The sequence below is a fragment of the Tychonema sp. LEGE 07196 genome (assembly GCF_963890365.1).
In the GTDB taxonomy this organism is placed as follows: Bacteria; Cyanobacteriota; Cyanobacteriia; order Cyanobacteriales; family Microcoleaceae; genus Microcoleus.
The window spans coordinates 39,162-53,690 of the sequence record NZ_CAWPRX010000168.1 but is presented as its reverse complement, the minus strand read 5'-3'; the positions used below and the strand labels follow the sequence as shown (position 1 = coordinate 53,690).

Annotated in this window: 14 protein-coding genes; 8 read left to right on the top strand and 6 right to left on the bottom strand. The window is 45.3% G+C overall.

Annotated features, from left to right (window positions below):
• Positions 1 to 132: 132 nt before the first annotated feature.
• Both AACV78_RS19575 and AACV78_RS19570 read right to left on the bottom strand, forming a co-directional pair.
• Positions 133 to 1,266: a CobW family GTP-binding protein gene (locus AACV78_RS19575; RefSeq protein ID WP_194011004.1), complete on the bottom strand. Its 1,134-nt coding sequence runs from the start codon at positions 1,264 to 1,266 to the stop codon at positions 133 to 135.
• Positions 1,267 to 1,390: 124 nt separating this feature from the next.
• Entirely contained in the window at positions 1,391 to 2,524 is a 1,134-nt protein-coding gene (locus AACV78_RS19570) for a glycosyltransferase (protein WP_228041971.1), read from the bottom strand.
• Positions 2,525 to 2,649: 125 nt separating this feature from the next.
• Here AACV78_RS19570 and AACV78_RS19565 point away from each other — a divergent pair, with 125 nt between their 5' ends.
• Positions 2,650 to 2,832, top strand: a complete 183-nt coding sequence (locus tag AACV78_RS19565; RefSeq protein WP_194011005.1) for a hypothetical protein — start codon at positions 2,650 to 2,652, stop codon at positions 2,830 to 2,832.
• Between the two features lie 176 nt (positions 2,833 to 3,008).
• Here the strand turns inward: AACV78_RS19565 and AACV78_RS19560 are convergent, their stop codons facing one another.
• Positions 3,009 to 3,410 carry a fasciclin domain-containing protein gene (locus AACV78_RS19560; protein WP_194011006.1) on the bottom strand — a complete coding sequence of 134 codons (402 nt, stop codon included), beginning with the start codon at positions 3,408 to 3,410 and terminating at the stop codon, positions 3,009 to 3,011.
• 493 nt (positions 3,411 to 3,903) lie between these two features.
• Here AACV78_RS19560 and AACV78_RS19555 point away from each other — a divergent pair, with 493 nt between their 5' ends.
• From AACV78_RS19555 to AACV78_RS19535, 5 genes are all read left to right on the top strand, one after another.
• Positions 3,904 to 4,941 carry an aldo/keto reductase gene (locus tag AACV78_RS19555; protein WP_194011007.1) on the top strand — a complete coding sequence of 346 codons (1,038 nt, stop codon included), beginning with the start codon at positions 3,904 to 3,906 and terminating at the stop codon, positions 4,939 to 4,941.
• Between the two features lie 884 nt (positions 4,942 to 5,825).
• Positions 5,826 to 7,124: a glycosyltransferase family 1 protein gene (locus AACV78_RS19550; RefSeq protein ID WP_228041970.1), complete on the top strand. Its 1,299-nt coding sequence runs from the start codon at positions 5,826 to 5,828 to the stop codon at positions 7,122 to 7,124.
• Positions 7,125 to 7,276: 152 nt separating this feature from the next.
• Positions 7,277 to 7,537 carry a ParB N-terminal domain-containing protein gene (locus tag AACV78_RS19545; RefSeq protein WP_194011008.1) on the top strand — a complete coding sequence of 87 codons (261 nt, stop codon included), beginning with the start codon at positions 7,277 to 7,279 and terminating at the stop codon, positions 7,535 to 7,537.
• A 95-nt stretch (positions 7,538 to 7,632) separates the two neighbouring features.
• The gene (gene dps, locus AACV78_RS19540) at positions 7,633 to 8,184 is read left to right on the top strand and encodes a DNA starvation/stationary phase protection protein Dps (RefSeq protein ID WP_194011009.1); all 552 of its coding nucleotides are present in this window, start codon (positions 7,633 to 7,635) and stop codon (positions 8,182 to 8,184) included.
• Positions 8,185 to 8,348: 164 nt separating this feature from the next.
• Positions 8,349 to 8,936, top strand: a complete 588-nt coding sequence (locus tag AACV78_RS19535) for a helix-turn-helix domain-containing protein (protein WP_194011020.1) — start codon at positions 8,349 to 8,351, stop codon at positions 8,934 to 8,936.
• Here AACV78_RS19535 and AACV78_RS19530 read toward each other — a convergent pair.
• Positions 8,909 to 9,034, bottom strand: coding sequence for a hypothetical protein (locus tag AACV78_RS19530; RefSeq protein WP_255512984.1), 126 nt, complete (start codon positions 9,032 to 9,034; stop codon positions 8,909 to 8,911). The genes AACV78_RS19535 and AACV78_RS19530 overlap by 28 nt on opposite strands.
• 119 nt (positions 9,035 to 9,153) lie before the next feature.
• On the opposite strand from AACV78_RS19530, the gene AACV78_RS19525 reads away from it, so the two are divergent.
• Positions 9,154 to 9,480, top strand: coding sequence for an STAS domain-containing protein (locus AACV78_RS19525; protein WP_194011010.1), 327 nt, complete (start codon positions 9,154 to 9,156; stop codon positions 9,478 to 9,480).
• A gap of 56 nt (positions 9,481 to 9,536) precedes the next feature.
• On the opposite strand, the gene AACV78_RS19520 is transcribed toward AACV78_RS19525, so the two are convergent.
• Positions 9,537 to 10,673, bottom strand: coding sequence for a PP2C family protein-serine/threonine phosphatase (locus tag AACV78_RS19520; RefSeq protein ID WP_194011011.1), 1,137 nt, complete (start codon positions 10,671 to 10,673; stop codon positions 9,537 to 9,539).
• Positions 10,674 to 11,201: 528 nt separating this feature from the next.
• On the opposite strand from AACV78_RS19520, the gene AACV78_RS19515 reads away from it, so the two are divergent.
• A complete protein-coding gene (locus AACV78_RS19515) occupies positions 11,202 to 11,672 on the top strand; it encodes an ATP-binding protein (protein WP_194011012.1) in 471 nt (156 codons plus the stop codon).
• A gap of 337 nt (positions 11,673 to 12,009) precedes the next feature.
• Here AACV78_RS19515 and AACV78_RS19510 read toward each other — a convergent pair whose 3' ends face one another.
• The gene (locus AACV78_RS19510) at positions 12,010 to 14,508 is read right to left on the bottom strand and encodes a hypothetical protein (RefSeq protein WP_194011013.1); all 2,499 of its coding nucleotides are present in this window, start codon (positions 14,506 to 14,508) and stop codon (positions 12,010 to 12,012) included.
• Positions 14,509 to 14,529: the final 21 nt, after the last annotated feature.

Sequence of the window (14,529 nt, the reverse complement as noted above, 5' to 3'; positions counted from 1 at the left end):
GAGTACAAGCGAATTAACATTGGTTCGATCGTTCGGACTTTAGTCCGCACAATTCTGAGGACTAAAGTCCGAACGATCGAACTGTTAGACATTGGCGATCGCAGCCAAGTCTCCCTGGTTAATTTTCAAGCTTTAGTTTTTCCCAAAACCTTTGCCGCGATTGGGTGCAGGCATACATAGACAGTTTTCGATTTGCGATCGCAAAGTCTCGGTATCCAAACCCTGACCGATCAAAACAAGCTGGTTTTTGCGATCGTCGCCTTTCCACTCGTCGTCGTCCATCGAAAATCGCTTGCCACTCAAATGGAAAATATGCCGTTTGGGACTTTCTTCAAACCACATAATCCCTTTGGCGCGAAACACGTTTGTTGGCAGTTGGTTGTCTAAGAAATATTGAAATTTTCTCAGAGAAAACGGCTTGTCGCTTTGGAAAGAAATTGAGGTAAATCCGTCATTTTCTAAATGGTCGGAGTGGTCGTGATGGTCGTGGTCGTGATGTTCGTGGCCGTGGTCGTGATGGTCGTGATGGTCGTGATGGTCGTGATGGCCGTGGTCGTGATGGCCGTGGTCGTGATGTTCGTGACTGCTAGCAGTTTCCTCAGATTGGAAATATTTGTCCGACTCAAACAACCCGACGCTGAGGACTAGCGGTAGGGGAACTTGCGATTTTACTGTTCGCAAAATTCGAGCACCTTCTTTGATATCGCGAATCTTAACTTCCAACAAATCTAAATCTGCTTCTTCAACCAAATCTGTTTTGTTGAGGATAATTATATCGCCGTAAGCTATTTGACTGTAAGCTGCTTCTGAGTTAAACAAATCTAAGCTGTAGTTAGCTGCGTCTACTACTGTCACTATCGAATCTAGACGGGTCAGGTCGCGCAGTTCTGTGCTTAAAAAAGTTAGAGCAACTGGCAGGGGGTCGGCGAGTCCGGTTGTTTCTACTACTAGATAATCGAGGTTTTCTTGACGTTCTAAAACTTTGTAAACTGCATTTACCAAGTCTTCATTAATTGTGCAGCAAATGCAGCCGTTGTTCAGCTCAACCATGTTGTCGTCGGTGGTGACAATCAGTTCGTTGTCGATGCCGATTTCGCCAAATTCATTGACTAAAACTGCTGTTTTCAAACCTTGCTGGTTGGTCAGGATGTGGTTGAGCAGGGTTGTTTTGCCGCTACCGAGAAATCCTGTAATGATGGTAACGGGCAAGCCGTGTTTGGGAGCGTCCATCGCTTGCTCTGTCTCGGACTGAGTTGTAGATTGCATAGCTTGAATGTCAAATAACGTCTGAAGCTTAAACTTGTTGTCCTATTGTATCTTATATTAATTCCGAACAGCGCCCTGCAAGCGCTAATTATCGGAAATTGCTAAGTGTTCGATCGCACCCTGTTTAATTTGGCGATCGAATACTTGGCAAAAGTACCTCTAGGAGTTGGTCGGCAACGTGTTTCCAGGTAAACCCAGCCGCTACAAAATTGGGGCCTGCTTCGCGAGAGCGATCGCACAAATCCGGCTGTTCTATAATATTTTTCATTAAGGCGATCGAATGTTCTAAATCTGGCATCAGGCGAAATATCGGCATACCATTAGAAGTACCTTCTTGAAACGTGCTTTCGACGTGCCAAGCAAAATCTGGAGTTGTAAAATCATCCGTCGGGCCGCCTTTAGTGCAGATTAGCGGCAAGCCACAAGCAATTGCTTCTAGTGCTGGTAAATTGAACCCTTCTGCTAAATAAAGAGATACGTAGGCATCGGCGGCTTGATAAAGTTGAGCCATTTTTTCAAAAGACAGTGTTTCTCCTATGTAAGCCATGCGCGGTAAAACTTTTTCTGCTTCGTCAAATGTCAGTTCGTCTATGTTTTGAGCAATCAGAGAATCCGACTCATATATTGATTCTTCTCCTTTCAATACTAATCTAGCTTCGGGATGACTTTCAACTACAACGGAGAAAGCTTTTAACAATAAATCGATGCCTTTATTTGGAGATCCTGCACCGACATTCAAAAATACAAATCCCTCCCATCCTAGCTGTTTTCGCAAAGCTTCGCGTTCCGATTTTGTTAAAGGTTTGTATATATTCGGATCGATGCCGCAAGGTATGACAATTGTGCGATCGGGATTCGCACCGCTGCGGATAAATCCGGTTTTCGACCAATGGGAAGGCGTAATAATAATTAGATCGGAGTTGCTGTGTCCTTCGGAGAGGGAAGCTGCGCCCGTTATTCTAAAGTTTTCGTTGTGCAGAATTCCCCATTCTGTTGTGGCAAACAAGCACGTCCGTTTTGTATTTGAGGGTGCAAAATTGTAAGGTACTGATATCCGTAACGTAGCGTCTGCTTCTAGAGACAGGGAAGGGTGAGGAATATTTTTTATTGCTGCTTCAGCAGTTGCGTCTAACAAACCGGTTGCTGGCTGCCAGTTTTCGTCTAGATAGGGGATATCTTTGTGGAAAATTTCTAAGTTGGGATATTTCAGCATTTCTAGTAGCTGAAATTGATTGGCGATCGCGTAGGAGTGTGGCAAAAAGCGCCAGCCTTCAACAATTATACGCCTTTATTTGTTACTTGTTAGTTCTTAATTAATTAAACGCTGCAAAACGCAACCATGTAAGCGATTGTTCGGACTGAGTTGTAGATTGCATAGCTTGAATGTCAAATAATGTCGATCGCACTTTTATTGTGTTTCTTATTGTATCTTATTTAGGACAAGCCCCGATCGACCCGGTTTATGGGAGAATTTTTGGGTGCGGCGGCACCGCACCTACCCGCGAGCCCGCAATCAACTCCAGAGTACAACGGCACTTGTTGGCTTGTCACCTGTTTTCCCAGTAAACCCAGCCGCGAAAAAATTGGGGCAGACTTTCGCCAGTGCGATCGGTCCATTCCCCCTGCTCTACAATAGTTTTAATTATTAATCTGCGTAAAATATTTAAACTTCAACTAAAATAGGGCGGTGGCTGTTTTTAGCCACCGCCCTCAAGATAATATCGAGTTATCTAAATCTGTGCTTACGCAGGAAGCAACACTGCATCGATGATGTGAATGACACCATTATCAGCAGCAACGTCTGCTTTGGTAACGGTAGAATCATTGATTTTGACACCATTGGAAGCATCAATTTTAATTTCTGAGCCTTCAACTGTCTTCGCAGATTTCAGCTTAGCCGCATCAGCAGCCATAACTTTTCCAGAAACGACATGATAAGTCAAGATTTTTTTGAGCTTAGGAATGTCCTTAAGCAATGAATCTACAGTACCTGCAGGAAGCTTAGCAAAAGCTTCGTCTGTAGGAGCGAAAACTGTGAAAGGGCCAGGGCCTTTGAGAGTATCTACTAAACCAGCAGCTTTAACGGCAGCAACTAGAGTTGTAAAAGAGCCGGCCGCAACGGCGGTATCAACGATATCAGCCAAGTGAGTCACCTAGGTTTTGTATTCTGTATATCAATATAGCGCTAAAAAGTTAATTTAGCTACCTAATTTTTCTCGATCTCAATCAGATTTGCTGATGATTAATATAGCATTTTTTTTATTTAAATATTTTCGCAAAATACCTATCTAAAGGTAGATAATATTTTTAGTAATTTACTGTATTTTAAATTAGCGATGTGATTATAAATACATAGGTAAGAGGCTCGCCCCAGCGCCGTGTTGAAAGTCAAAAGCACTTTTTTTGTGATAGTGCGAACTAACGTAGAGCGCGCAAGTTAAATATTTAGCAAGCGGGGACAGCACTACAAAAGCAAAACTAAGATCCTGCCGATCGGCATTTTGACTTAACAAAACATTCAATATCCAGCACAGCCCTAACCCACCCTCAAAGCCAGCCACCGCAGACTAATGGCAACAGTTGAGCAAATCCCGATCTAAACTGTTAAAAGCAATTAGCTAGCTAAAAAAAGCCGACATGAGATACAAATTACTAGGTAACAGCGGACTTCGCGTTTCAGAAATCTGCCTCGGAACCATGACTTTTGGCGAAGAGTGGGGTTCGGGCGGTTCCTACGAAGAAAGCCGCAAAATGTTCGACGCATTTGCAGCAGCAGGCGGCAATTTCATTGATACGGCGAATTTCTACACCAACGGTACAAGCGAAAAATATGTCGGCGATTTCATCGCAGCCGATCGCGAAAAATGGGTAGTTGCCACTAAGTACAGCCTCAACATGAAAAATGGCGAAATCAACGGTTTCGGCAACCACCGCAAAAATATGGTGCAAGCAGTAGAAGCAAGTTTGAAGCGACTGCAAATTGAATATATAGATTTGCTGTGGCTGCACGCTTGGGATTTTACCACACCAGTCGAAGAAGTAATGCGCGCCTTTGACGATTTGGTTCGCGCCGGCAAAGTTCTTTATATCGGTATTTCCGATACACCCGCTTGGATTGTTTCTCAAGCAAATACGATCGCCCAACTGCGCGGTTGGACACCATTTATCGGCCTACAAATCGAGTATTCTTTAAAAGAGCGAACACCAGAACGGGATTTGCTCCCGATGGCAAAAGCCTTAAACATTGGCGTGACAGCTTGGAGTCCCCTAGCAGGCGGCTTGCTAACAGGAAAATACAACACTTCAGAAACCGCCAGCGAAACTAAACGGCTTGATTCACCTGAATCGGGAAAAATTAGCGAACGAAACCTCAATATTGCTCGCGAAGTTAGCTCCATAGCAGCCGAAATTGGCAAACCAGCCTCTCAAGTAGCCCTGAATTGGCTGCGGCAACAGTCAGTCAAAGTTATTCCGATTGTGGGTTCCCGCAAACTCTCGCAACTTCAGGAAAATCTCGCTTGTTTAGAGTTTCAATTAACTCCCGAACAAATGCAGCAGTTAGACAAAGCAAGTGCAATTGAATTGGGTTTTCCCCACGATTTCTTAAAGAGTTCGATGGTGCAAGATTTTGGATTTGGAGGGGGAATCGCGAAAATAGACAGCCGCCGACTTTAAAGTTGCTGCTATCTTCTAGTGGCGGGTTAACGCGGATATGTGCGAACCCGCCCTCAGAAGAATAATTGAGATTGGTACTTTCTCGCCTCGCGTGACTTTAACCTCGTACCCCAGCACCAATATCATCACCATAAAATCCTAGGCTTCTCATCGCTCTTACCTGGTTTCCGCGATATTGTCGATCGGGTATAAGATGTCGGTTAAACCCGGCTTCATAAACTGTTATTTATGAATCTATCGCAAGTTAGAAATTTAGGTCTATCTTTATATAGATGAGGATACAAATATTACTTAGCAGTGATCGAATAAGTTTAAAAGAGGTGAACTTTGGAAAATCAAATGGCAACAAAAATTAGATCGCATTTTTTTTCTATCATACAAAATAAAAGACTAAAAGTCGATCGGTCTTAATACCGATCTCCAAAAAATATATAATAGACAAGCTTCAAACCCTTAATTCATCAGCCATTCCCAAATCTTCAATTCTGCCATCTAAAATCTCAAATGGTGTAACCCCCTACCTGCCAGTTAAGTCTTTTTAAAAGGTCGATCGGCATTTTAACGGCTTTTGAACCAAGCATCCAAACAAAGCGTCTCCTGAGAACGAAGTCATCCTTCAGATAGAAGTAATGGCATAAAAACTGAGCTAGATTGAGCAATAATAGCAAGTCTAACAATATTAACTTATCTCCAAGTTTCACTTCGGAAAAAAGTAGATAAGCGTGTCTTTTTTGCGCTATAGCAGTTGCTAGATCGACTGTGAATGTGAGGCTGGCTCCTCATCAATAAAAATTCTCAGATTAACGCTGACAACTTTCAGTAATACAATGCTGAGAAGGATATTTTAGGTGCCAATTTTAATTAAAAAATTTTTGAGGCTAATTATGTCCCCAGAAAACTCAGTAAAGAATAATTATAATCATAAAGGTCGAGGGTGGGAGATTCGATTTACCTCTATAGATCCCGCAAAATCGCCCTCTCAATTCGCTCCATCCAGCGCCTGGCGCGCCAACTTATCAAAAGCTGCTGTTTTAGATGTACCGGATATAGTTTGTCTGTCTCATTTACGGTGGAATTCCGTCTATCAATCTCCGCAACATCTTTTAAGTCGCTGCGCCAAAAATCGTCGCGTATTCTTTGTAGAAGAACCGATTTTGAACGCGACAGGAGATTGGCGGCTTGATGTCAGCATCCACGCCAGCGGAGTCTGGGTAATAGTACCGCACCTGAACGAAGAAATTAGCAAAGAAACAGCACAAACTGCTCAGCAAGCCATGCTAGATGATTTCTTTCAAGCAGCAGAAATTAACAACTACATCCTCTGGTATTACACACCAATGGCTGTCTCTTTCACAAACCACTTAAAGCCGCTAGCTGTAGTCTACGACTGCATCGACGAACTGTCAGCATTTCACGGCGCGCACCCCGATTTCAAAGCAAATGAAACTCAACTCTTAAAGCGCGCCAGCATCGTATTTACAGGCGGACACAGCCTCTACAAAGCGAAACAGCACCAGCACGCAAACATTCATCCTTTCCCCAGCAGCATTGAAAAAGAACACTTTACTAACGCCCGGAATCTTTCGGAAACACCTGCGGATCAAAAAGACATTCCTCACCCGCGTTTGGGTTTTTTTGGCCCTATAGACGAGCGCATGGATATCGAACTGCTGGGCGGGATTGCTGAAGCGAGGCCTGACTGGCATTTAGTGATAATTGGGCCAGTGGTAAAAATCGACCAGACAACTTTACCAACCAACCCAAATATACACTATCTCGGCGGCAAATCCTATCAAGAACTGCCAGCCTACATTGCAGGATGGGATATAGCAATACTGCCGTTTGCGATTAACGAATCGACTAAATTTATTAGTCACACTAAAACTTCAGAATACCTGGCAGCCGGCAAACCTGTGATTTCTACTTCGATTCGCGACGTGGTGCAGCCCTACGGAGAAAAAGGTTTGGTTCGGATTGCGAGCAATGTTGCAGAATTTGTTGCTGCTGCGGAAGAAATCATGAGCGAAAGTTTGGCCGATCGCACTAAGTGGCTGAGCGAAGTAGATGCTTTTCTGGCAGATAGTTATTGGGACAATACCTGGGGCGAAATGCTAGGGTTGCTCGAAAGTGCGATCGCAGGCAAAAAGCAGACATCCGAAGGCTGGATAAAAGTTTTAAATTAGGAAAATTGAAATATCAAAAACCATAAATCAAACTCTTAGTGCAGTCGCAAGATCGATCGCACCTCCCCCAATCTAAATATTCCCTGACATTTGCTTGCCAAGTCGAAGTCATTACGAGTATGATTTAAATAAGAGTAAAACAGACAGCCGCCATGAGGATTGCAGAAATACCCCTCAACCAGATTCGCCGCCCCTTGCCGCGAGTCAACGACCAAACGAAAGTAGCCGCCCTGATGGAATCTATCCGCGAGGTAGGTTTAAACGAACCCATCGATGTGCTAGAAGTAGAGGGTCAGTATTACGGATTTTCCGGCTGCCACCGGTACGAAGCTTGCCAGCGTCTCGGTTTAGAAACCATCCGCTGCAAAGTCCGCCGAGCTCCCCGTACCGTGTTGCAGATGCACTTGGCCTGAGCCTCTCAACAGCAATTGACGACAGGCTTTGGTTCGATCGCCCAAACCTTTCTCAGATATTCGATCGACAATCACTAATAACAAGGTACAAATTTATGACTGCCAACAACCACAAACAACATCTTTACCCGACGCGGATCGATATGTCAGCCGGCACCCGCACTCAAGTAGTCGGGCAGCTCAACGGGACGCTGGCTACGACTCTGGACTTAAAAACTCAAGTCAAGCAAGCTCACTGGAACGTCAAAGGCATGGACTTCTATCAGTTGCACTTGCTCTTCGATGAAATGGCGGGAGAACTTGAAGAATATATTGATATGGTGGCCGAACGAATCACAGCTTTGGGCGGTTTGGCTGTAGGAACAGCCCGCAGCGCCGCCGCCGATTCGATCCTGCCAGAATTTCCTTTCGACATTGTAGAGGGCAAACAGTTCGTGACTGCTTTGGCCGATCGCTATGCACCCTACGCCAAACACCTACGCGCGGCGATCGACTTCACAGCGGAACTCGGCGATGCTGACACCTCCGACTTGTACACCGAAATTTCCCGAGTAATTGACAAGCGCTTGTGGTTCCTAGAAGCCCACTTGCAAGGATCTGCGACAACAGGAACAACAGTCGCACCCGAAAAAGTGGCCGCAAGATAGCCAATTGGCGTTGTGGGGCCGGCACTTTTACCAGTAGGCCCCAAAGATGTATTGTCCTTAAGACTCGCGACAGTTTACGATCGAGAATATGTCCATTTATCAATTTGGATGACTTTTTCGTGGCAGCTAATATTCCTGATTATGCTCCTCAACTGCAGCGTCTGATGCAAGAAGCGGGGCTTTCGAGCGATCGAGAACTCAGCCAAAAAGCAGGAGTTCCCGAAATTCAGCTAAGCCGCCTGCGTCGCGGCTTAGCTTTCAAAACCCGAGCCGACATCCTGCTCAAAATCAGTCAAGCTTTGGAAATTTCCTTAAATGAACTGCTCGCAACCTTTGCCCCCGAGCTTGTAGAGTTAGAACCTGCGCCGCCGAGTGCCCTAGAGCAAGAATATCAGCGCCTGCAAGCTACCATCGAACAGCAGCGAGAATCTTTGCTGCAGGAATTTCAGCTCTCTAGCGTGCAAATTTTAGAATCTTGGATGTTGCAGTGGCCGACTGCGGCGAGCAAGGCTGAGGAAAATCACAACTTGCGGGCCCAGAAACTGCTGCCGTTGTTGCGGCCAGTCGAGCAGTTATTGAAGCATTGGGGCATAGAGTCGATCGCCCCAGTCGGAGCCGAACTTCCCTACAACCCGCAACAGCACCAGCTCATCGAAGGAAAAGCCGAGCCGGGAGAATTAGTTAAAGTTCGCTACACAGGCTACAAACAAGGCGACAAACTCCTCTACCGCGCCAAAGTTAGCTTGGTTTGAGCGATCGCCCAAGGCATTCGGTACAATAAAGATTTTCCAGTCCAAAAATAACTCGCCCCCTGTGCGCCGATAGTCCGATCGCCATCTCTGGCACTCAAAACCCTTGGGGCGCTGCGGGGTTCTGGCGCTTTTTCCCTCTGTTATTTGGATCGGAGTCCATCTCGCAGCTATACTAACCCTAGTCTGGCTAGAAATTCTGACATTCCCACCGCAAAATATGAGTCCTGTAGTTAAAATTATTCAACCCTCTGGCATTTTAGACGGCACCAAGGCAAGTCAATTCCGCCAAGAGATTAGTGACCTAGTGGAAGCGGGAGCCGATGTGGTATTGATCGACTTCCAAGATGTGACATTTATGGATAGTTCTGGTTTGGGCGCTTTAGTCTTGGCGCTCAAAACAGTCCGGGCCGCTGGAAGTCAATTAGTTGTCTGTTCTATCAACGAGCAAATCCGCATCTTATTTGAACTCACCAGCATGGATCGAGTTTTCGAGATATTTTCCACCCGCGATGCTTTTAATAGCAAAATTCTCTCAACTAACTAAATCCAGTGGCTGCTGTATTCTGGCTATTTGGTCGCAGATGTGATGCCATAACTCAGCTAGCCAAAGTTTACCTTGAGTAAAGACCAATCATCATCAAAAACTGCTTTAGCGTTCAACTTTTGAGTGTATTTCAAGACTTGCTCTAACTGGTCGGCACTTGCATCGTTGTAAGCTGCTAGCAGGTCGATGAATGGGTCAAGCCCCCAGATATTGCCGTCAGGTTGGTGGATCTCGTATACCCCGTCGCTAAAGATGTACAGAGTGCTAAAAGCCTCCACATCGCAACAATTATCGACATAGGGGGCATCGGGGAACATCCCGACGGGCATTCCGGGGGTTTTTAATCGCTGGATTTTAGCCGTGCTTGTCGGTGACTGGGAAATCAACACTGCCGGGGGATGGCCGGCGCTGGCGTAAACTAGCTGGCGAGAAATGCGGTTGTAAACGCCGTACCAGATGGTGAAATACTTGTCATTTTGGTAGCTCATCTGGAAGGTGGTGTTGAGGGCGCGCAAAACGTCGCTGGGTTTGTAGTAGTCAATGTTGGGCAGCGCGCGCGATCGCAACAAATTCAGCACGGCGACAGAAGGCAGCGCCGCCCGCAAACCGTGACCGGCTACGTCTAGCAAGTAAATCGCCAAAGAATCGGCATCCAGCCAGTTGTAGTCGAAGCAATCTCCCCCCAACTGCCGGGAGGGAATGAATTTTGCCTCGATGCTGACAGGTTCCGTCATCGGATCTGGCAGCAGCGATTGCACGTACTCGGCTGCCTCGGCTAACTCGGCTTCCAGGTTTTGCATCGCAATTTTCAAGTCTCGGCCGAGTTGGTGCAGCCGCAATCCGGCGCGTACTCTCGCCTGCAACTCGTTAAGTTCGATCGGCTTGGAGATAAAATCGTCGGCACCTGCGTCGAGCCCTTTGACTCGATCAGCGATCGAACCCAAAGAAGTCAACAAAAAGAATTGTGTAGTTGACAGATCCGGATCTGCCTTAACTCGAAGGCAAACATCAATGCCGGTCAAGCGCGGCATGATCCAATCGCAAATGATCAGCGCCGGACGTATTTTTTGCGCTTGGGCTACACCGTCTTCGCCATTACTTGCTACTGTCACTTCGTAACCCTGTTTTTTCAGGGTTCTCCTCAGCAGTTCTTGAACAGCAGTATCATCGTCAATAACCAGAATTTGAAACATGGGCACTCAGGTACTACAAGTCTTTCAAGGTCTGGGGGTCATTAAAAATATATTCTGTCAGCGCGGTAGTCTGAGATTGAGTATAGTCTAATAACATCGCTTTCCAGGTAAATGCTTTTGCCTGCCAGCCATCAAGTTCAATTTACCTTTAAATTTGAGCAAAATTTTGGCGAAGTCGAACTTACCCAGTTTATACTCAAAATATAAACTTTTATAGACTTTTTTGGGCGGCGGGCGTGAATTGACATCCGGGTGACACTTCTGGTATAATGAAGAGCTAATTACTCGATTTGACATTTATTTTCCTAGCAGCAAAAGCTAGTACGATCGAACTCCCATTCAAATTTGCCTAATTTTACAGGGCAAAAGAGTTGACAACGTGGAAAATGACTGGGCTGGTGAATTACTGCGATGGGCGATCGTGGCGCTAGCAGTTGTCCGCCTTTTGGGAAAAAAGTTAAAAACGTAAAGTACAGGCAATACCATATTTGTCTATATTTTATGGAACTATAATTTCAGTGGCAGAGCGTGATTGAATTCAAAGGTTCCGAACAGTTGCAAGTCCTAAAGAAAGCGGATCTTCAAGTCAATACTGGTCTGAGTGCTTTAGAAAAAGTTTTATCGTGGTTTGCACAATTATATGACCCGCGAATTCCCACAAGTGTGTGGATACGCTGTCAATTAGCTTTGGCTGAGGGTTTTACAAATGCGGTGCGTCACGCCCACGAGGGTAAACCGCCGGATTTGCCGGTGGAGATTCAGGTGGCGGTGTGCAGTGAATCTTTAGAGATCGAGATTTGGGATTCGGGCGCTGCGTTTGATTTAGAGCAAAAAATTAAAGATATGTCGGATAAAATCGATTGTGAAGCTTCGGGGGGGCGGGGCCTAAAGTTGATGAAAGACATCGCAGACAGTCTCAGTTACAAGAGAATGGCTGATGGACGGAACTGTTTGTCGATCGTCAAAAATTATTCGCCCTGTATCGACGATCGAAAATAACACTGATATTTTTAGCCGGTAAGGGGTTGAGGGTAGCCCTCAACCCTTCCTTAAGAACCGTGCGTGACTGTTAAGTGGCGTAGCAGCTTATGATGTTTTGATGTGACTGCACCGCCCTAGATACTGGCAATTCCCATAGCATCAGTATTTCTGGTTCTTCCGTACTTATTTAAAACATTATCGCACTGCCGTCGGAAGCCCGTTAATTGGCAAAGGAGGTAATCTCGGTGAGAATGTCTATTGGCTTAGATTTTCTCAAACGCGGCGCACGCGGGGATGAGTCAGAAGTCTGATTTTTTATCTTACCCAGATTAGTTTGCTTCTAATCTGGGTAACATTAACGAGAGAGCGGATTAGCTGGAGAACCAATGCGAAAAAGAATCGTAAAAACATTATCATTCAATAATAAACGATTCCCGAAAACATCATCACCATAATCATATTGGTTATTTTGCCAATTGAGGGATAGGGTGGGACTGTTATACTTATTTTCCAGTTGCCAACTTACACTCGCACCGTAGAGAGAGCGAGTGGAGTTTTTATCGATGGGGGCGATATAACCAGACAGAGTGAGAGTGCTTAGAGGACGGATGGTTAACTCAGCCAGTAAGCGCTCGTCGTAGGAATTGGGCAGGATATTACCAAAATAGTTGGTCAAACCAAGAGAAACAATTCCCCAATTTACGCGAGCGCTAAGGACAACTTCACTAGCTGGTGAAATACTAACTAAATCACCTATTCTGGTTTCTCGATCGAGAGCATAATTGAAGCCGGTTGATAAGGTTAAATTTGCCCGCCTGCTGAATCGAAAGGTTTTGGCTGCACTACCCCAAATTTGGCTGTAATAATCGCGATCGGGGTTGAGATAACCAATCGCACCGCCGCGAAAACTCCAATTGTTTAGCGTATTTCTCGTGTAATCAGCACCGACGTAGAGTTTGGGCTTTTCCGAAGCAATCGCACCAGTATAGTATCGCAGGATATCTTCGCCTCCCGTCCAGTTTCCGGTAAAGCTGAGATGAGGATAGTAAGAGCTTTTTTCCCGATAGATACTTTCTCTAACAAAGTTGACATCTTGCTGTAAAAAACCTAAATAAACTTGAGCATAAAAATTCTGCAAATTGGCAGTAGAATACTGATTTTGATTGATCGCAGAAAATAACTCTACATTGGTATTTGCTCCACCTTCTCCACCAGCATCCACAAGGGTGATTTGTGGGCCTGTTGGATCGTAAAAGGTTCGACCCTCTTCAATATTGCGATCGATCACGGGAGAAAGACCGAGCCAAAGGCTGTTATAATTCGCTTTAGGAACTTGATTTATGCTGGTGACATTAGGCGTTAAACTTGCTGCCCGTCCGAGTCCGGCAGAATATATCGTAAAACTACTGCTGGGTAAACGAGTATTATTGGCGGCTAAAAATAAGTTGCGGTTGATATTAGTATTAACGGGATTTTTACTGCCTTCTAGGTCGGGAATGACATCGGGTAAAAATTGCGCCCCCGCTTGAATTGCCGTATTGAGCCAGCGATTTTCATCATCAACAAAGAGAGTAAATCCTCGAATAGTCCGCCCTAAAACGGCTTCTCGATCGTTGGCTTTAACAACTTGACGAACTCGGGAAACAGTACCTGCAATCGTATAGTCAACTTCTTCCTTTCTATCAACTTTTGTTTTTTGGGATTGGCTGTTTCCCGGATAAGCACCCGAATTGGGAAAATAAAAATCGACACCAATCGGTTGACTGCTGGTTCCTCCTTGAAAGCCGGGAAGCTGCATAAAAGCCAAAGTTTCCGGTTTGAGAACCTCCCCAACTTGAGACGTTTGAAAGACGCGGGTAGGTACGAAAAACTCTGGATCTATACTATTGCGATCGATAACTAAACCTGGGGTATAAGTACATTGTTGGTCACTGGGAGTATTGGGAAAAATACAAGCCCCCGTTAAACTCATTTGAATTTCTAACCCCGTCATGGTTTGGGGTGCGGTAGTTGTGGTTGTAATTGTTCGTTCCAGGGGAACAGTCCGCAGTTGCAAATAAGTGGCTTTTTGATCCACTCTATAAATATTAGTTCGGCTTAAGCTTTCCGTTACTCGACTTTTAAGTTTGAGAGTGCCATTTAAAAAAATATCGCTGTTTGTGGTGTCAGCAAAAGTCTTGAAACCACTAAACTCCCATTCAGTTAGATGGCTGATGGGAATGTCATTGAGAGGTAAATTTGTCGTGAATGGGCTAATTTTTTCGTCGGGAGCGATGCGAGGTGGAATAATGTAATCGGGGTCAGTAGATGGCGCAGAAGGCTGGGGTAATCCGTTAGGAGTATTAGTTGATGGAGGTTTTGTGGGTTCAGGTTCAGAGGCTAAGTTTGGGGATGAGGGTTCCAAGTCTGTAGCATAAGTAGACCAGTTTGGTGTTTCTGATAAAGGGCTGGCTTCTGGAAGGTTGGAAACACTTGGAGCGCTTGGAGGTGGAATAATATAATCGGGGTTAGTAGATGGCGCAGAAGCTTCGGGCAATCCGTTAGGAGTATTAGTTGATGGGGGTTTTGTTGGTTCAGGTTCAGAGGCTAAATTTGGGGATGAGGGTTCGAGGTTTGTAGGATAAGTAGACGAGTTTGGTGTTTCTGATAAAGGGCTGGTTTCTGGAAGGTCGGAAACACTCGCAGCAGCAGAATCGAGTTGATTGGATGGGTCGAGTAAATCGGAGCGAGTTTGTGCTGTGGCTGGGGTTGAGCAAGCGATGCTCAGGAGAGTCAAACCGACAATACTATAATTGTAAGCTGTGGAGAGTATCGCAGTAGGGTTGGCGAGAAATTTGAGTAAGTTAATTATCATTAGAAGCGCGGAAATTAGGGA

What these genes read in the sequence shown, in the direction of transcription:
- AACV78_RS19525 (WP_194011010.1), top strand. Translation starts at nt 9,154, where the DNA reads ATGAGTCCTGTAGTTAAAATTATTCAACCCTCTGGCATTTTAGACGGC.
- AACV78_RS19550 (WP_228041970.1), top strand. Translation starts at nt 5,826, where the DNA reads ATGTCCCCAGAAAACTCAGTAAAGAATAATTATAATCATAAAGGTCGA.
- AACV78_RS19545 (WP_194011008.1), top strand. Translation starts at nt 7,277, where the DNA reads ATGAGGATTGCAGAAATACCCCTCAACCAGATTCGCCGCCCCTTGCCG.
- AACV78_RS19575 (WP_194011004.1), bottom strand. Translation starts at nt 1,266, where the DNA reads ATGCAATCTACAACTCAGTCCGAGACAGAGCAAGCGATGGACGCTCCC.
- AACV78_RS19520 (WP_194011011.1), bottom strand. Translation starts at nt 10,673, where the DNA reads ATGTTTCAAATTCTGGTTATTGACGATGATACTGCTGTTCAAGAACTG.
- AACV78_RS19555 (WP_194011007.1), top strand. Translation starts at nt 3,904, where the DNA reads ATGAGATACAAATTACTAGGTAACAGCGGACTTCGCGTTTCAGAAATC.
- AACV78_RS19535 (WP_194011020.1), top strand. Translation starts at nt 8,349, where the DNA reads ATGCAAGAAGCGGGGCTTTCGAGCGATCGAGAACTCAGCCAAAAAGCA.
- dps (WP_194011009.1), top strand. Translation starts at nt 7,633, where the DNA reads ATGACTGCCAACAACCACAAACAACATCTTTACCCGACGCGGATCGAT.
- AACV78_RS19565 (WP_194011005.1), top strand. Translation starts at nt 2,650, where the DNA reads ATGTCAAATAATGTCGATCGCACTTTTATTGTGTTTCTTATTGTATCT.
- AACV78_RS19510 (WP_194011013.1), bottom strand. Translation starts at nt 14,508, where the DNA reads ATGATAATTAACTTACTCAAATTTCTCGCCAACCCTACTGCGATACTC.